Source organism: Salinimicrobium oceani (assembly GCF_012037645.1).
Genome location: NZ_JAAVJR010000001.1, coordinates 372,941 through 391,035, shown reverse-complemented (window position 1 = coordinate 391,035; position 18,095 = coordinate 372,941). Strand labels below are relative to the sequence as shown.

The window sequence follows — 18,095 nt, the reverse complement described above, 5'->3', positions numbered from 1 at the left end:
TTTTCAGCCTATGAAATTAACGTTATCTCCATCTTACTCGTCCTGGAAAGACAAGATCTACAAGATCCTTGATGAATTTGGAAAAAAAGGAGAAGTCATTAAAGATGGTCGCAATCAATTGAAGTTGTTTCAGGTAGAAGGGGAGGTGGTCAATGTAAAGTCTTTCCGGATCCCGAATTTTATAAATAAGGTGGTCTATAAATACTTTTTAAAGTCTAAAGCCCGTCGCTCTTTTGAGAATGCGAATTACCTGCTGGAACACGGGATTGGAACTCCGGCTCCAATTGGTTACGTTGAAGAAGACGGAATATTTTTTGGGCGCAGCTACTACTTCAGTAAACAGGTGCCTTACGACCTTACCTACAGAGAATTAATTCATGAACCCGATTATCCAGATCATGAAAAGATCCTCAGAGCATTTACGCGGTTTACCTATCAACTGCATGAAAATAAGATAGAATTTAAGGATCATTCACCAGGGAATACCTTGATCCAGCTGAATGGTGGAGACTATAAATTTTTTCTGGTTGATCTTAATCGGATGAATTTTAAAACGATGAACTTCGAGGCCCGCATGAGAAATTTTCACCGTATTACGCCTATGAAACATATGGTTGAAGTGATGGCTAACGAATATTCTAAACTCATTAAAGAATCTGAAGCTGAAGTATTTGATAAAATGTGGTTCTATATTCAGCAGTTTCAGCAAAAGGCCAGGAGGAAGCAAGAAATGAAGAAAATGCTTGGGCTAAAGAAATAAATTACTCCATGTTCCTTTTGTGAAGCCAGTGGTACAACAGCGTGTTGAACGTTTGAAAGCCTTTGAGATAGCTGTGAATGTATCCTTCCTTTCCTTTTGAAATATTCCCTCCGAAGACAAAATCTTTCCAGAAAGTTACCATAGGGGTGACAATGAATTGGACTTTATAGATCTTTTGAGTTTTTGCTCTTGCAAAGCCATCAGCCCTGGCCTTTGCCATTAAGGAACGGGTAAAGTTGTTATAATCCATAAGCTGCGGATCTCTAATTTTCTTCTGAAGAATGAGTAGTTTGACATACCTGCTCAAAACGCCATATCCATTCATTGCAGTAGAAGTGAGGCCTGGAATGCCGTCAAGAAACCCTAATCTCAGAATATATTCGTTCAGGAACCTGTATGCCGGTTTAAAGAGGATCTGTAAATAGCTCGTATTTTTCCCTTTTTGGAACAACTGCTGCGATTGCAGATCGGAGTATTGATTCTTCTTTTCGTAAAAATGTTTAAGATCCTTGTAGGTATAATGAAGGATCTTTCCTGAAAATACTCCTGTAGTGCCTTCACAGATGAGCTGTTCATGTACAAGGCCCTTATAGTGACAATGTTTTCGGTTAAAAAACCGGGTTTTTATTTTAAGCGCGTTACTACCATAATCGATGAAGCGATTAATGAAGTAATTTTTAAAGGGCATTTTATAAGCTTCATGTTCAGGCTCCATAACAGCCGCTGTAATCTCTTTGCGCAAGGTGTAGGTAAGATATTCATCGGCGTCAAGGACGAGGATCCAATCGTGCTTTGCCCTGGAAATAGCATAATTTTTCTGATTCGAAAAATTATCAAAGCTTCTTTGAAGCACCTTACATCCCATGGCTTCAGCTATCTCTACCGTTCTATCTGTGCTATACGAGTCTATTACCAGGACTTCATCTGCAAAACCGGCGCAGCTAATAGCCTGCGCAACGAGTTTTTCTTCATTATAGGTAGGAATTAATACCGTTATAGGTGCCTGCATCTATTGTTGGAGATCAATTTAGAAGTTGTCAAAATTAAGTAATTTTGCTCAAAATTCAGTTGAAATGAAGTCAATAGACACCTCTGTCATCCTTAGTACCTATAATGCGGAAGAATGGCTGGAGAAAACTTTATGGAGTTATTCGGTTCAAAGCTACAGGAACTTTGAGATCGTTATTGCCGATGATGGTTCCAGGGAAGAGACGAAACAGCTCATAAATGATTTCAAGTCAAAGACCGAAATTCCCGTGAAGCATGTATGGCATCCAGACAGAGGCTTTCAAAAATCTGAGATCCTTAACAAAGCTGTTGTTGCCGCGAGTGCCGATTATATCATTATGAGCGATGGTGATTGTATTGCGAGAAATGATTTTGTGGAAAAACATGTGGAATACAGAAGCCATGGTTATTTCCTAAGCGGAGGATACCATAAGCTATCCATGGATCTTTCGCATAAAATTCAGAAGGAAGATATTCTAACTGGGAGATGTTTTGATCTTGCCTGGTTGAAAAGGAACGGATTGAAATCCTCATTTAAGAATAATAAAATTGACGCTAAAGGATTTAAAAGCTTTGTTCTTAATGCGCTCACTCCCACGTCTGCAACCTGGAATGGACACAATTCATCTGGCTGGAAGGAAGATATCGTTCGGGTCAATGGATTTGATGAACGAATGCAGTATGGAGGACAGGACAGGGAATTGGGAGAGCGCCTGGTGAATTCGGGGATCAAGCCAAAGCAAATAAGATACAGCGCCATTTGCCTGCATCTGGATCACGCCCGGGGTTATAAAAATCAGGAATCCATAGACAAGAACCTCGCGATAAGAAAAACTACAAGAGAGGAAAAACGCGTGTCTACTGCCTATGGGATCAAAAAGGATTAAAAATTATTTTCCTTCAGAAAGCTTTTTAATTTTGGAATAATGAGTTCAGGTGTGAGCTCCTTATAAAGCTCTTCACTTCTTGCTGCGATTTCTTTTCTGCTTTTGTTTTCGAAAAGGTCGGGACGAACTTCTTTCAGGTGAACGGATTGATTTTGTGGTTCATTTTCAAAGGTGGCCCAGAAATCCTTTACGATGTAAGGAGAAAAGATCGTAAAAGTTGCTTTTTTGAGTGCCTTGGCAATATGAACACTACCACCCTCATTGGCGATGAGGAGATCGCAGTGATACATGATCTGAATAAATTCACGAATATCCTTACCTATAATACCCGGATATACCTTATTTGAAGGGGTGATCTTACTCAGGATCTCATCCACAATATCCTGTTGCGAAGGAATATAATTGAACAGAATATTCAAATTATAATTAGCGACCAGGAAGTTAATAATTTCCACAGTGTACTCCAGGGGGAGTGATTTGGAAGCATTGCTGCCAAGCACTCCAATCATTAAGGTCTTTTTATTATCATCCAGTCCCTCGAGCATTTTTTTTCCATGCTCAATTTCTGGCTGACTTAGGAAGAGCTGTGGATAGGGTTCAGGTACAATATTTTTGTCCATTGCTGTAACCAGGTTAAGCCGATCATCAATGGCTTTGCCGAATTCTGAGACTTTGTTTTTCAGAAAAGGGATCTGGGTAGTGTAGGCAAATGGTAATGTCTTCTTTTGATAGCTGATCCTTTGTTTCGCACCGCTCATTAGACTAAGAACCTGGCTTTGAAATTTGACATAGGGATCTATTACTATATCAAATCTCTCCTTTCTCAGAGATTTGGAATATCTAACCAGGTTCTTGATCTTTTTCAGCTCCTTTTCCTTTACAGCAATGATCCTGTCGATGTTAGGATTCTGTTCCAGAACTGGTGCAGCATTGTCATAGCAAAAGAAGGTAACGTGAGCATTGGGATGATACTTTTTTATACTATTGGGTATAATAGAAGCTAAAAGCACATCTCCAATTCTCTTGTTCTGGATGATAAGTATTTTCATGAACCTTATAAGCTACCTTCCGCAGGAAGACCTTTGATTACTATTTCTGCTGTTTTACACTAATTACACTGCCACATGATGTTCCCTAAGCGCATCATTAAGAGAAGTTTTCTTGTTGGTGCTTTCCTTTCTTTTTCCAATGATAAGGGCACAGGGAACCTGGTAATCTCCTGCAGGAAACTTTTTAGTGTAGCTACCAGGAATTACTACAGAACGTGCAGGAACTATGCCTTTCATCTCAACAGGTTCGTCTCCTGTAACGTCAATGATCTTGGTCGATGCCGTTAAAACTACATTTGCTCCTAAGACTGCTTCCTTTTCAACTTTAACGCCTTCCACTACAATGCTACGGGAGCCTAGAAAAGCATTGTCCTCAATAATGACCGGTGCCGCCTGTAAAGGTTCAAGAACCCCTCCAATTCCAACACCTCCGCTTAAATGTACATTTTTTCCTATCTGGGCACAACTCCCCACAGTAGCCCAGGTGTCCACCATAGTTCCTTCATCTACATACGCGCCAATATTTACATAGCTGGGCATCAATATTACTCCGCCGGAAATATAAGCTCCGTGCCTGGCAACTGCATTAGGTACCACACGAATACCTTTTTCCTTGTAGCCTCTTTTTAATGGGATCTTGTCGTGGTACTCAAATATTCCGGCCTCCAGGGTTTCCATCTTCTGAATGGGAAAATATAGAACTACGGCTTTTTTTACCCATTCATTTACCTGCCAGCCTTCATGAACTGGTTCGGCCACTCTTAATTTGCCACTATCAAGTAGGTCAATGACCTCTTTTATTGCCTTAATTGTTTGATCTTCCTTGAGAAGCTCTCGGTTATCCCAGGCTTCTTCAATTGATTTTCTCAAGTCCTGCATCTTAAAGTCTGTTTTATTAATAGCGCAAAGTTAATTTTTTGTGCTCCGATTTTAAGACTAAAAGTGAATAAATAAAATAAGTTAATCCCAGCATTTCCAGAAGTTCCTCTATGGTAGACAAGATAAAGGCATCAATTATTACCAGTAACCTTGTAAGATCCAGGTTGTGATATTCTATATACCAGCCGGTAAACATTTCTACCCCTACAGCTCCTAGTAAAAAAGTAAATCCTGAGATCAGGAAATTTCTTATGGTCTTTTTATCAAGGGAGAAAAATGGCTTGATCAGGAAAAGGGAGATGATGATAACTGCAATGCCATAAGGTATAACCCATGAAAAAAGGAAAATTCCGGAGGTCTCGATGCTGCTGGAAATCGCTTTCCCTACTTTCTCGTGGATCCGGAGAAGTTCATCTAGTCCTGTAAACAGGAAGAGAAAACTGAGTAAGAACCAGAAGGGTTTGCGTTTTTTAAATTCTTCCAGCTTTAGTCCTATGATAAGTAATAAAACAGCACAGGAAAAATGGAGAATACTGGAAAAAATAGAAGGTAAATTCTTTTCCATATTAAAATTAGTCTTCCTAAAAAAGAAATCTTCAGGATGGCCTCCTTCGAGGATAAGGTGGAAATAGCTACCAATATTCAGCAATAACAGAAAAAGGATGATGAGAAGAAGTGTGGTAAATATCTTTTTTGGTGTGGTCTCTGGCATAATTCAGAATTAATCTGCGAAGAAACAAAATTAAACTTTTGCAACCATTATGCATCCAGGGAATAGACAGCAGCAGTCAGTTTCGAATTTCCACTATTAAAGCTATCTTTGCAACACATTTATGGGAAGAATAATAGCATTAGATTACGGTACCAGGCGCACAGGAATTGCGGTAACAGATGAACTGAAGATCATAGCTTCGGGCCTCACAACTGTACCCACTGCTGATTTACTGACATTTCTGAAAAAATATTTTTCTGATGAAGCGGTTGAGCTTGTACTCCTTGGAGAACCAAAGCAAATGGATAACACTGCTTCCCAAAGTGAATCGTCAATTCAGGAATTTATCAAGAAATTTTCTCTGGCTTTCCCTGAAATGAAACTGGAAAGAGTGGACGAAAGATTTACCTCAAAAATGGCATTTCAATCAATGATCGATAGTGGACTAAAAAAGAAGCAGAGGCAAAATAAGGCCCTGGTGGATGAGATAAGTGCGACGATTATTTTACAATCTTATCTTTATAAGTAATGTAATCCTCATGATATTTCATTTGGCTTAAATCGTTGTGCAAAGAACTTATAAGAAGATTTTCAAATCTTTATGTGATTAATGAAAAATAGCTGAAGAGGGAGCTTCCGAAGTAATTAAGGCGAGCACGAAATGACAGCTGTTATATACAATATACAATATACAATATACAATATACAATAAAATGGTACTACCAATAACAGCTTACGGAGACCCGGTTTTACGAAAAAAAGCAAAAGAAGTTCCTACCGATTATCCAAACCTGAAAGAACTGGTTGAAAATATGTGGGAGACCATGTATGGCGCATATGGAGTGGGTCTTGCTGCACCGCAGGTGGGATTGCCAATAAGACTTTTTCTCATTGACACCGCACCCTTTGCAGAAGATGAAGACCTTTCTGAAGAGGAAAGAAAAGACCTTGAGAATCTTAAGAAGGTTTTTATCAACGCCACTATTCTCGAGGAAAATGGTGATGAATGGGCTTTTAACGAAGGTTGTCTAAGTATTCCTGATATTCGGGAGGATGTTTTCAGAAAACCTGAGATCACCATAGAATATTACGATGAAGATTTTAATAAACATACAGAGAAATATGACGGTCTTGCTGCACGTGTGATCCAGCATGAATATGATCATATCGAGGGAATTCTCTTTACAGATAAGCTTAGTAGTCTTAAAAAGAGGCTAATTAAAGGAAAACTTTCCAATATCTCTAAGGGTAAGATCAATGTGGAGTACCGCATGAGATTCCCTGAAGTTAAAAAAGGCCGTTAATAAGTTTTGTTTTCTAGGCAGGAGGTAAGATATTTGCCTTCCAAAAATTAAAAATATGAAGTTAGATAAAGTGTTGTCGATCTCTGGAAAACCAGGATTGTATGAACTTAAAGCCCAAACCCGTGGTGGTTTTGTGGCAGAATCTATGTTAGACGGAAAGAAAATTTCTGTGAATATGCGCCACAACGTAAGTCTGCTAAGCGAGATCGCAATTTATACTTATACTGAAGAGGTTCCGTTAAGGGAAGTTTTTCAGAAAATATATGATAAGGAAAATGGGGGAGAAGCAATAAGCCATAAAGAATCCAAGGCTAAACTGGAAGCGTATTTTCAGGAAGTGCTGCCAGATTATGATGAGGAAAGGGTTTACTTAAGTGACATCAAAAAGATCTTTCAATGGTATAACCTGCTTATCAGCAAAGGGGTGACAGACTTCAGTAAGAGTGACGAAAAAGCTACAGAAGAAGAAGAAGCTTCAAAAGATACTAGCTCAAAAGATATGGGCGGCGAGGAAGAATAGACGCCCAATATGTGATAAAATAAAAGAGCCAACTGATTTTCAGTTGGTTTTTTGTTTTCGTAAATCCTAACTTACCAGCTTCAAAACTAGAATATGAATTCACGAGAAGAACAGCTAAAAGCCTTTGACAGGTTACTTACTATAATGGATGAGCTTAGAGAGCAATGTCCGTGGGATCGGAAACAGACCCTTCAGTCGCTGCGTCACTTGACCATAGAAGAGACTTATGAGCTGGGAGATGCCATTCTTGATAATGATCTTGAGGAGGTGAAAAAGGAGCTCGGAGATCTCTTATTACACATAGTATTTTACGCCAAGATAGGAAGTGAGACCAAAGATTTTGATATTGCCGATGTTGCCCATGGTATTTCTGAAAAATTAATTAGCCGGCATCCGCATATTTATAGCGACACCAAAGTGAGCAATGAAGAGGATGTAAAACGAAACTGGGAACAGCTGAAGCTTAAAGAAGGAAAAAAGAGTGTTCTGGAAGGAGTGCCAGCTTCATTGCCGGCATTAGTAAAAGCCAGCAGAATTCAGGATAAAGTGGCCGGTGTAGGTTTTGACTGGGAAGAACCGCAGCAGGTATTTGAGAAGCTGAAGGAGGAACTGGAAGAACTACAGCACGAAATAAATACCAACAACGGAGAGAAAATGGAGGAGGAATTTGGCGATGTAATGTTTAGCATGATCAATTACGCCCGATTCCTGAAGATCAATCCGGAAGATGCCTTAGAGCGAACGAATAAGAAATTCATTAAAAGGTTTCAATATCTCGAAGGAAAGGCCAGGGAGCAGAAAAAGAGCCTTAAGGACATGAGCCTGGCCGAAATGGATATTTATTGGGAAGAAGCAAAGAAGCTATAAGATCAGCTTTGTTCGAGATTTTTCTGTAAAAAAGAACACCTCTCAAAAATGTCATTTTTGAGAGGTGTTCTTTTTTAGGCTATAAGTCTACTCGTCGTAAAGAGATTTTACTTTCTCTAATTTTTCTTTCCAGATCTTTAGCTGTTCCTTGTGGTCTCTAATATTCTTGTGAACATCCTGAACCAAAGGATTACTGTCATCTACATTTGAAAAGAACTGCAGGTTGTTTTCAAGTTGTCTTATTTCGGCTTTGGTTTCCTCGATCTTCTTGGTTAAGAAATAGTGCTCATTGTTCAGCTTACGGGAATCGTCGGAATCCTCGAGAGCCTGTACCTTATTTTCGTACTTGAGCATTTCACTTTGCTTTTTATCAAGATCGAGTTTATCAAATGCATGATCGAGCGCTTTATTGAATTTCCCTTCAATATACCTTTTGTTTTGCGGCACTCTGCCCAGGTTTTTCCAGTCTTCGATAAATTTCTTTATGGTAGGAAGATCCTTTTTCCTGTCGCCAGAGAGTTCGATATTTTTAAGCTTTTCCAGGAGGTCGCGCTTCTGGTCAAAGGCATCATTTTCCTCTTTGTTCTCTTCATTTCTTGAGGCATGCAGCCTGTCGAAATAATGATTGCAGGCAGCTTTAAACTTTTTCCAGATCTTGTCACTGTCCTTGCGAGGAACGTGTCCTATGTTTTTCCAGTCACTCTGGATCTTTTTCATTAGGGGCGTAGTCGCCTTAAAATCTTCACTATCCTTATGTTCTTCTGCAAGTTTTACCAGCTCCTGTTTTTTCTCCAGGTTTTCAAACTGCTCCCTTTTTTGGTTCTTGTAGAAGGCGTTCTTATTTCTATTGAAGGTGCGAACTACTTCTTTGAACTTTTTCCAGGTGTCATCATTCACCTGCCGGGGAACTTTTCCCGCATTGAAAAAGGCCTCACGCAGAGCTTCTACTTCGGTGATCTTTTGTTGCCACTGCTTGTGTGTTTTGTATTCCTGCGAAGCAATTTCCTGAAGCTTACTTATGATCTCTTCTTTCTTCTCAAGATTTTTCTCAAACTGCTTTTCCTGCTGCTCAAAATATTCCTGCCTCTTGTCGTGGATCTGCTTAGTGGCATCGCTGAATTTTTGCCAAATATCTTCCCGGTATTCCTTTTCTACAGGGCCCAGATCTTCTTTCCACATTTTATGGAGCATCTGTAATTCTCTGAAAGCTCTGTTTGTATCTGGTTCCTGTGTGAGTTCCTCTGCACGGGAGATGATCTTTAGTTTTTGCTCCAGGTTGTGTTTGAAATCAAGATCTCTGAACTCTCGGTTGAGATGCAAAAAGTCATAGAAGTTCTCTACATGGTGATGATAGGTGTTCCATACCGTGTTGTACTTATCACGAGGAATCGGTCCCGCGGTTTTCCACCTGTCCTGCAGGTCCTTAAAATGCTTGTACGTAGTGTTGATATTCTCTTCAACATCAAGAAGCCCTTTAAGTTCTTCAATTATTTCTAGCCTTTTCTCAAGATTCTTGTTAAGGTCCTGCTTGAGTTGCTGATAATATTTATTTCGTTTCTCCTTGTAATCAAAATATAGAGAATTAAACTGCTTTTTTAAAGGGGTAGAATAGTGGAAGTCAATGATATTCCCGCCATCGGCAAGAAATTCCTCCTTTTTTTCTTCTACTTCTTCATCAAATTTGGCATTGAATTCGGCGCGCAACTCTTCAACGTGCTCTTTTATGGCCTGCACCTTTTCGGTCTTCACAAGTTTTTCCAGTTCATCTACCAAAGCTTCTTTGCTCATGGCGTGATAATCTTTTTTCTCGATCTCGTGGCGCTCTCCTGTAGTTTCATCTTCGCTGTCTTCGGCTACCGCGTCGTCTACCTCACTTTGAGCATCCCGCTTCCCCGAAGCTTCTTTAGTTCCTGAAGTGTCCTCCACCTTTTCACTGGCCGTTCCCGGACTTGAGGAGTCAAAAAAGGGATTTTTAGGATCGGTTGTGGGTTGGTTTTCCGAAGCGCCGTTGGATTCTTCTGCCTTTGAATTCGCCTCTTTTTCATCCTGTTCATCACTTTCCAAAGCAGATTCCGGCGAAGTTAGTTTTTCAGCATCCTTTTTGTCTTCTGTAGACTTCGCTTCTTCAACCATTGCATCTGCAATAGAATCTTTTTCGCCGCGATCTTCAGAATTCTGCTGGGCTTCAGGTTTCTCTACTTTTGGATCTTTATCATTTTTTTGCTGAGAGACTGGAGCTCCTTCCTCTTCCTCATCATCATGGTCAAAAGCCGATTCGGGAGAGGTACCTGTTTCAGGGTTTCTCTTGTCTTCGGCTGCTTTGGCCTCATCAACCATTGCATCTGCAATAGAATCTCTTTCTTCCTTTTCTGCGGAAGGGTTTTCAGTTGTACGTTCTGTCTCTTCCAGATGGTTTTTTTCATCCTGTGAGTTCAGGCTGGTGCTTTCCTTTTCCGGAAGGTTCTTGTTCGACAGATTTTCTTTCTCAGACATATCTTTCAATGTTAGGGTTCGTCATTCAGTAATAAGTCTGAAAGATAACAACTCCCAACATACCTAACAAGGGTTTACGGCTATTTATGAACGGGAAAGTGCGCAGAAGTTCCTATTCCTCATTCCAGATTTGCCAGGCTTTTTGAGCTTGTAGTTCGAGCATGTTCTGGCCATTTTGGACCTTGGCACCCTTAGCCGCTGCCAGCTGTAATAGTTTGGTCTGTGATGGATTATAAATAAGATCAAAAACCAGGTGTTCATTTCCTAAATACCTGGTAGGTATTGCAGGACATTCCTCGACCTGTGGAAAAGTTCCCAGGGGAGTGGTATTGATGATGAGCTTGTGTTGCTCAATAATTTCTTCGGAAAGTTGGGTGTATAAAATGGCATTTTTGGAACCTGTTCTGGAGACAAGTTGTGGTTCGATCCCAAGAACTTTCAAAGCGTAAATAACGGCTTTTGATGCCCCGCCAGTGCCCAGGATAAGGGCTTTTTGATGTTGTTTTTCGAGTTCCGGTTCCAGGGCCTTCAGAAATCCGAAGTAATCTGTATTATGACCGGTAAGGCTGCCGTTTTTTTCAAGCTTAATAGTGTTTACAGCTCCAATTTCCTGTGCTGTTGTATCGAGCCTATCCAAAAATGGCATAATTGCTTCCTTATATGGAATGGTGACATTAAATCCTGCGAGATCATCATACTTCTGAAGTATTTCAGGAAATTGAGCAATGTGTTGCAGGTCAAAATTCTCGTAGGTAGCGGCTATCCCTTCCGCAGCAAATTTTTCAGAAAAATACTTGCGAGAGAAGGAGTAGGAGATGTTTTTTCCAATAAGGCCGAATCTACTCATGGTTCTTTTTATTTCGGAGTTCAACAAAAGCGATCCACAGTACGATCGCAGCCCCCAGCACAATAAATAAGACAGCTAACCAGGTATTGAAAGCCGAAAGCTCCGGAATGTATCTATCGTAATTGTCAATGATCCTGTCTCCATTCTTATCGAAGAGAAAAGCGCCCTGACTGTCACGACGAAATTCAGCTTCCTTCCAGGGCCAGACGACGCCCAAAGACCCGGTTATGAAGCCAATGATCACTGCAAAAGTCCTGTTCTTGTAGTGTTTTAACAGGAAACCCAGCACATGAGATAAACTCACGAGGCCCGCAACAGATCCTGCAGTAAAGACCAGAAGCACCTGAAGTAAGCGCATCCTGTCTTCATCATGAGTAAAACTAAAGTCGAAGGTAGCGACATCACTTAGCGTAAGAAAAAGAGCATTTACCGAATCTACCAGGAGAAGTACATAGTTTCCCAGAAGAATGAGAATGAAAGATCCAGATAATCCAGGGAGTGTCATCCCCGAAACCCCGATAATACCACAGAAGAAGACAAACCACAGGTTGTCGTTCTGTGAAGCCGGTTCTAAAAAGCTAATGCTAACGCCGACCAGGATGCCCAGCAGCACAAATCCTATATTGCGTTGGTTCCACTCTTCAAAGTCTTTGCTAATATAGTAGATAGAGCCTAAGATCATTCCGAAGAAGGTGGCCCATACGTAAAGTTCATAGTGGGTGATGAGGTAATCTAGCAAAAGGGAAACTGAGAAATAGCTAATCACCATTCCCAGAACAAGCAGGGAAAGAAAGCGACCATTGGTGTAATACCAAAGGCTGCGGAACCTGCCGTTCACTAGTAGCTTTAAAGAGTTGAGGTTAATTCTTCGCAAGGAGAAGATGAACTCTTCATAGAAGCCCGCGACAAATGCGACCATCCCTCCCGAAACTCCAGGAACTTTATTTGCGGCACCCATAAGGATGCCTTTGATCACCAGGAAAATTTTATCACTAAAGGTTCGGGTCTCCTGCATTTTCCTGCGCCGGTTTTTTTTCTGCGAGGCCCTCTAAGATAAGAATAAGAAGAAATCCTGCAAGCATTAAAAAGAAGGCTTGCAAGGTGTGAGGCTGTGCATCAAAATTCCACGGCATTACCGATTCGTCTCTTATCACAATAGATTTATCTCCAAACTCGGCAGTCTCAAGAACTCTCTTCCACGGCCAGATCTTATTGAGAGATCCGGCAATAAAACCCGTAAGCGTCGCCAGCGTGAGGGTGCTGTAATTGAGAAACAGCCATTTAAGCAATCGGGAGAAGGAGAGGAGGCCAAACACAGCTCCGAGTGCTACGATACCTAAAGTCTTAAGATCAAAATCATGAGCCGCTTCGCTTACAGTTTTATAGGCGCCGAGCAAGACAAGAATAAAAGCACCCGATATCCCTGGAAGGATCATGGCACAAATTGCAATCGCTCCTGCAAAGAACAGGAAAAGATCACTTGCAGCCGCAGTCATTGGTGGCAGGGAGGTAACGTAAAATGCCGCTCCTGCTCCCAGGATCAGGAACAGAAAAACGTTAAAAGTCCATTTCTGGATCTGTTTGGCAACATAATAAACACTGGCCAGGACAAGACCAAAAAAGAACGCCCAAATAAGAATGGGATGATGCTCAAGAAGGTAATTCGTCACCCGCATCACAGAAAAGATGCTTATTAAAATCCCTCCTAGCAGGGCCACGATAAAGTTGCCGTTAAGGGCGGTCCACATCGCCTTAAAACCTTCGCTTTTCCAGGTTCTTAAAAGACCAATCTGAACACCACTAATGGTATTGATCAACTCTTCGTAGATCCCGGAAATAAAAGCTATTGTACCACCAGAAACACCCGGAACAACATCTGCCGCTCCCATTGCCATTCCTTTGATGGAAATAATGAGGTAATCTTTAAAACTTCGTTGCATCGCCTTTTTTTGAAGAGCGCAAAGTTAAAAGAATTAACTGCAGGATTTAAGGTGCAGCTTTATTTTATCCTTGACAGATTTCCTTGCAAAGATGGATGGAAAGAGTTCTTCAATGATGATGTAATACTCCGAATCCATTTTTAAAGCATTGTTGAGGTGGAAATTTCCTTTTTCAGGTTCGTGCAGCATAAAATAAAGACCAGCAAGACGATATTCAATTTCGGCTGTTTCGGGATAAAATTCTACTGCCTGCAGGAGATTCTGAATAGCGGCCTCAAATTCACCCAGATCGATAAGGACATCACATCTCTTGATCCAGGTCTCCAATTCATAGTTTCCAAGTTCTAAGGTACGGCGATAACCTCTTTCAGCTTCTTCAAGGTGTTGCAGTTTGTTATTAATACGCGCATATCGCTTCCAGTACAATACATTTTCTCCATCAATATTTATTGCCTTATTGATGTAGTAGAGAGATTTCTGGTAATTCCCCTTCTTGTAAAAGAAATCGGTGATGGCTATCCAGCCTTTGTCTAAAAGCGGATCTTCATGAACTGTTTGCCTGTAGTTCTTTAACGCGAGCTCATCAAGCCCGAGTTTTTCATAACATTTTCCAATTCTAAGATATGCGAAAGAGGTAGGGTCATCTAGATCCATGGTGATGGTGTAATTCTCAATGGCCTCATTTAGTCTTCCAAGCTTTTCAAGCACCTTTCCTTTTTCAAGATAAGCTCCAATAAAAGTGTCATCGCTAATGATGGCAAAATCAAAGGCAGATAAGGCTTTGCTGTAATTCTTGAGATCGAAATACTGCTTCCCAAGCTGGTGCCAGCCGACTTCAGAATATGGATTGCGATCGAGAAAAGAATTGAGGTAATCTATTGCGCCTTGTTTTTGCTCCAGGAAGTCAAAACAGTACATGATGTTATATAAAGCAGAATAATCCTCTTCATCTGCCTCGAGACATTTCATGAAATTTTGCTTCGCATTCTCGAAATCCTCAAGGAAAAGGTATTCCATTCCCAGTAAGGAATATACATCGGCTTCATCATAAGTTATTTCCAATGCTGTTTCGAGCATTTTGATCGCTTCATGATGCAGGTCCTTTTTGGAAAGAATATTTGCTTTCTGAATATAGATCTCTTCATTAGAAGATTCCAGGTCGTAAATTTCGTTCAGTATTCCCTCGGCTTGATCAAGTTTGTCTTCAAAAACCAGAATTTCCACTCTTAACAACTTCAGGTTAACTGAAGTAGGGTGTTGTGATAATCCTAATTTAACAGCTTTCTTGGCAAGGGCAATTTTTCCATTCTCGAGATAATGATGAATTATGTTTTCAAACTCTTCAGAATCGAAAAACAAGACATCATTGGTCTTCAGCATTGATTCAAAACGAGTAAGGGAGAAATTGTTTTCTTCGTTATGGCTTAATTGCATAAGCAGTTTGTTACTGATTTCTACAGTATTAAAGTTAAAAATGTTCTACAGCGGCAAGGGTTAAAACCAAATTTGTTGTTAACAAAGTAATTAACACCTCTAATTCTGCTGCATTAGTTCGTTAAGTATTTCAATAATTATGCCGCATCCTTCTTCAATTTTCTCCTTAGTAATAGTGAGGGGAGGCGTGATTCTCACCGCCTTTTTTTCGAAAAGTAACCAGAACAAAATGAGACCTTTATCCTTGGCTTTCAAAACCAGTTCGTTCACAATTTCTTCTGAAATCAGGATTGGAGCCAGCATTAATCCACGACCTCTTATCTCTGTTATCAACGGATGCACCAGTAAGTCTCTAAAGATTTGCTCTTTTTCAAGACTTTGCGCCACCAGGTCTCCTTCCGTAATTTCCTGAAGTGTCGCCAGCGCAGCGGCAGCAATCACAGGATTACCTCCAAAAGTGGTAATATGTCCCATCTTTGGATTGTCACTAAGGCTATCCATAATTCCTGAAGTGGAGGTGAAGGCCCCAATGGGCATTCCGCCGCCCATTCCTTTTCCCATCACCACAATATCTGGTATTACCCCGAAATTCTCGAAGCCAAAGAGTTTTCCCGTGCGTCCAAATCCAGGCTGGATCTCATCCAAAATTAGGAGAGCTCCAACTTTTTCACAGCGCAGCTTTACCTTCTGTAGATAATTATCCTGGGGTTGAATGAATCCTGCGCCACCTTGTATACTTTCCAGAATAACGGCTGCAGTGTCTTCATTGATCTTTTCCAGGTCGCTTTCCTCGTTAAAGGAAATCCACGATACATCACCGATCAATGGCCTGAAAGGTTTTTGACGTTCTTCAAAGGTCATAAGGCTCAAGGAACCCATAGTATTCCCGTGATACGCATTCCTGGCTGCAATGATCCCCGATCTCCCGGTGTAACGCCTGGCTAATTTCATTGCGCCTTCGATCGCTTCGGTGCCTGAATTTGTGAGATAGGTCTTTTCGAGCCGCCCTGGTAAATGTTCTGCCAAAAGCTGACACAGTGCTACAGCCGGACCCTGCGCATACTCGCCGTAAACCATGACATGCAGATACTTTTCTACCTGTGTCTTTACAGCATTTACCACTCGTGGATGGCAATGTCCCAGAGTACATGCAGAAACGCCTGCAACAAAATCCAGATAAGACTTTCCTGAAACATCGAAAATATAGGAACCTTTGGCATGAGAAACTTCAAGTGCGAGAGGATAGGGCGATGTCTGCGCCTGATATTTCAAAAACTGCTGTTTCACGTGCTTATTCCTTTTTGGTTGAAGGGATCACTACAGGAGAAATACTATCCTTTTTTTGTGCAGGTGAAGGCTGTTGCGTGCCTGAAGGCTGCTGTAAAGTATCCTGTACTGGTGTTTTTTCCAATAGCTCTTCCTCAATGAGAGGTTCTGGTCTGGAAGTGCTGTCCTGAGTTGCTGGTAGAGTGTCAATCGCTCTTTCCTGCAAGTCCTTCTGTTTTAGTCGGGACTTCTCGTTTAACAAATGTTTCTTGTCTTCGCGTTCTTCAAAGAAGCTTTCCTCTTCTTCAGGTAAAGGTATCCCTTCTATTGGTACGGGTTCATAATCGGCTTCATCGATGAAAAGGTCGGCTACCGAATTCAGTTTTTCCTCCCCCCGCCAGTTAAAGCCCTTCAGCTCCCTCGCATTAGGAGGCAGATCTTCTTCAGGATATAATACGCCATCCACCTGTTGATAATAGTATACATCAACTACCTGCTGGTCTTCGAAATGTACCGTGATCGAACTGGAAAGGGTTTTATTGATGCCAATAAGATTTCCAGGGTCATCACGCATATAATAAAGGGTCTCTGTGTTCTTAACAAGGTCGACCTGGCTTAATTTGTTGTCTTCAAATTTTCCATACATCTCCTTCCCCTTAAGCTGATTATAACCTCCCAGGCTATCCTTCTGGATCATAAAAGCGTTGTCAAACACTTTTAATGAATCCATTTCTTCGGTCACTACGTTGTTCAATAAATGTATAGTGTCACCCGTAAGCTGATTGTTCTCTGACCATATCACCGGTCTTCCCAGCATTTGGGTAAGCCCTGTTTTTTCCCGCACATGAATTGAATCACTCTTACCGCTCATATTGCTCTTAAAAAGCCGCACTCCGTAAAATCCACGAATCACCCTGTCATCGGCCTTCCCGGTGATCATCAGCGTATCTCCATGAATATATACCGAATCCTGCTCCTGCAGGGCTACGGCTACCGCTTTCCGGGTAATGAAGACCGAATCCTTATCTCTGAAAACTTCGGCATAATGTCCTCGAACCACGCTTTTATTGACAGTATCTGTAACCTTGATGTTATTTGTGGCAGATGCAAAATTTGTGTTTCTGTTGAAGTAGAGACTATCCCCTTCTAAAATGCGATTTTCATAGTCAATTCTTGAATTCTTTACAAAATATCCTGTATCTCCGCGAGTGTCGTAAAATCCGCGTTCGCAGTAGATCGTTGAAGCATCACTCGTAATGGTGGAAGGGCCATACATATAGGCATGTCCTGTTTCAGAATAGAAGTCGAGCTGAGTAGATCTTAAAACGTAATCGGGATTGGTGATCACCACTTCGGAAGAGAAAGTATATTTCTCGTCTTCCAGATAATATCTCCCAATTCTACTTTTTAAAACACTTGCACTATCGCGAATGGTTCCCCCGCTGCGGTAATATGCCTGTTGCTTGGTGCGGTCAAAAAACAGTGTGTCTGTCTGTAAACTTGACTGCGGATTCTGCATAAAGACTCTTCCGCTTGCGAAGGCAAACTGTGTATTTCCATTGTATTCGGCATACTGGCTGGTCATGGTGACGGTATCTCCCTGCACCATTCGAACATTTCCGTAGGCCTTAAAAAAATTCTCCTCTGCGTAATGTATGGCTTGATCGCACCATACTTCTATACCTTCATGAGTAAAATGGACCTGGTCATTTACTTTACTCAAGATAAAAGCGCCAGGATACCGTTCTTCGTTCTTAATGGTACGCTCACTCTCATACCGTATCTTTCTCTGTTGCGCAAAACTGGTGCTGGACCAGGCAAAGAGAAAAACAAAAATGAATAGAAGTCGGACGTTTTGCACTAAAAAAAATTTAGCTTCAAAAGTAGTGAATTCTGAAGGAAATAAATGGATCGCTATAATCTTTTAGGGATGGCTACATCAACTGCTTCTATGGTTGTAGCCAAGGTCTTACAGTAGATTTATAAAATTAAATATTCCGTCCACCGATCTTATGTCTATCCATCTCTGCCAGACCAAAATCTTCTTTTTTCCCAAAAGAAAGTATTTTAATGCTTGCTTGTCATGAATGGCAGCTGAGCATGACAGAGCTAGAACCCGATTATGTCAG

At 41.0% G+C, this 18,095-nt stretch carries 17 protein-coding genes; 6 read left to right on the top strand and 11 right to left on the bottom strand.

The window, feature by feature from the left end:
* Positions 1–10: 10 nt before the first annotated feature.
* Complete coding sequence (locus tag HC175_RS01790) at positions 11–760, top strand: lipopolysaccharide kinase InaA family protein (RefSeq protein WP_168136797.1); 750 nt, start codon at positions 11–13, stop codon at positions 758–760.
* Between the two features lies 1 nt (position 761).
* Here the strand turns inward: HC175_RS01790 and HC175_RS01785 are convergent, their stop codons facing one another.
* Positions 762–1,769, bottom strand: coding sequence for a glycosyltransferase family 2 protein (locus HC175_RS01785; protein WP_168136796.1), 1,008 nt, complete (start codon positions 1,767–1,769; stop codon positions 762–764).
* Positions 1,770–1,833: 64 nt separating this feature from the next.
* Between HC175_RS01785 and HC175_RS01780 the strand changes: the two genes are divergently transcribed.
* On the top strand, positions 1,834–2,655 hold the full coding sequence (locus tag HC175_RS01780; RefSeq protein WP_168136795.1) for a glycosyltransferase family 2 protein: 822 nt from the start codon (positions 1,834–1,836) through the stop codon (positions 2,653–2,655).
* On the opposite strand, the gene HC175_RS01775 is transcribed toward HC175_RS01780, so the two are convergent.
* The 3 genes from HC175_RS01775 to HC175_RS01765 all read right to left on the bottom strand — a co-directional run bounded on the left by HC175_RS01775 (position 2,652) and on the right by HC175_RS01765 (position 5,295).
* Positions 2,652–3,704 carry a glycosyltransferase family 9 protein gene (locus HC175_RS01775; RefSeq protein WP_168136794.1) on the bottom strand — a complete coding sequence of 351 codons (1,053 nt, stop codon included), beginning with the start codon at positions 3,702–3,704 and terminating at the stop codon, positions 2,652–2,654. The genes HC175_RS01780 and HC175_RS01775 overlap by 4 nt on opposite strands.
* A gap of 63 nt (positions 3,705–3,767) precedes the next feature.
* Complete coding sequence (locus tag HC175_RS01770; protein ID WP_168136793.1) at positions 3,768–4,583, bottom strand: 2,3,4,5-tetrahydropyridine-2,6-dicarboxylate N-succinyltransferase; 816 nt, start codon at positions 4,581–4,583, stop codon at positions 3,768–3,770.
* A gap of 16 nt (positions 4,584–4,599) precedes the next feature.
* Positions 4,600–5,295: a hypothetical protein gene (locus tag HC175_RS01765; RefSeq protein WP_168136792.1), complete on the bottom strand. Its 696-nt coding sequence runs from the start codon at positions 5,293–5,295 to the stop codon at positions 4,600–4,602.
* Positions 5,296–5,416: 121 nt separating this feature from the next.
* Between HC175_RS01765 and ruvX the strand changes: the two genes are divergently transcribed.
* From ruvX to mazG, 4 genes are all read left to right on the top strand, one after another.
* Positions 5,417–5,824, top strand: coding sequence for a Holliday junction resolvase RuvX (gene ruvX / locus HC175_RS01760; protein WP_168136791.1), 408 nt, complete (start codon positions 5,417–5,419; stop codon positions 5,822–5,824).
* Between the two features lie 184 nt (positions 5,825–6,008).
* Positions 6,009–6,599 (top strand): peptide deformylase, encoded by a 591-nt coding sequence (gene def / locus HC175_RS01755; protein ID WP_168136790.1) that lies wholly within the window; start codon positions 6,009–6,011, stop codon positions 6,597–6,599.
* A gap of 55 nt (positions 6,600–6,654) precedes the next feature.
* Entirely contained in the window at positions 6,655–7,119 is a 465-nt protein-coding gene (locus HC175_RS01750; RefSeq protein WP_168136789.1) for a DUF5606 family protein, read from the top strand.
* Positions 7,120–7,212: 93 nt separating this feature from the next.
* Positions 7,213–7,986: a nucleoside triphosphate pyrophosphohydrolase gene (gene mazG / locus HC175_RS01745; protein ID WP_168136788.1), complete on the top strand. Its 774-nt coding sequence runs from the start codon at positions 7,213–7,215 to the stop codon at positions 7,984–7,986.
* 87 nt (positions 7,987–8,073) lie between these two features.
* On the opposite strand, the gene HC175_RS01740 is transcribed toward mazG, so the two are convergent.
* From HC175_RS01740 to HC175_RS01710, 7 genes are all read right to left on the bottom strand, one after another.
* Positions 8,074–10,479 (bottom strand): DUF349 domain-containing protein, encoded by a 2,406-nt coding sequence (locus HC175_RS01740; RefSeq protein ID WP_235942495.1) that lies wholly within the window; start codon positions 10,477–10,479, stop codon positions 8,074–8,076.
* Between the two features lie 112 nt (positions 10,480–10,591).
* Positions 10,592–11,326, bottom strand: coding sequence for a shikimate dehydrogenase family protein (locus HC175_RS01735; protein WP_168136787.1), 735 nt, complete (start codon positions 11,324–11,326; stop codon positions 10,592–10,594).
* On the bottom strand, positions 11,319–12,341 hold the full coding sequence (locus HC175_RS01730) for a DUF368 domain-containing protein (protein WP_168136786.1): 1,023 nt from the start codon (positions 12,339–12,341) through the stop codon (positions 11,319–11,321). The genes HC175_RS01735 and HC175_RS01730 overlap by 8 nt, the downstream gene beginning before the upstream one ends.
* Complete coding sequence (locus HC175_RS01725) at positions 12,319–13,266, bottom strand: DUF368 domain-containing protein (RefSeq protein WP_168136785.1); 948 nt, start codon at positions 13,264–13,266, stop codon at positions 12,319–12,321. The genes HC175_RS01730 and HC175_RS01725 overlap by 23 nt, the downstream gene beginning before the upstream one ends.
* A 33-nt stretch (positions 13,267–13,299) precedes the next feature.
* Entirely contained in the window at positions 13,300–14,700 is a 1,401-nt protein-coding gene (locus HC175_RS01720; protein ID WP_168136784.1) for a tetratricopeptide repeat protein, read from the bottom strand.
* Between the two features lie 99 nt (positions 14,701–14,799).
* Positions 14,800–15,987: an aspartate aminotransferase family protein gene (locus HC175_RS01715; RefSeq protein WP_168136783.1), complete on the bottom strand. Its 1,188-nt coding sequence runs from the start codon at positions 15,985–15,987 to the stop codon at positions 14,800–14,802.
* 4 nt (positions 15,988–15,991) lie between these two features.
* A complete protein-coding gene (locus tag HC175_RS01710) occupies positions 15,992–17,827 on the bottom strand; it encodes an OstA-like protein (RefSeq protein WP_317172062.1) in 1,836 nt (611 codons plus the stop codon).
* Positions 17,828–18,095: the final 268 nt, after the last annotated feature.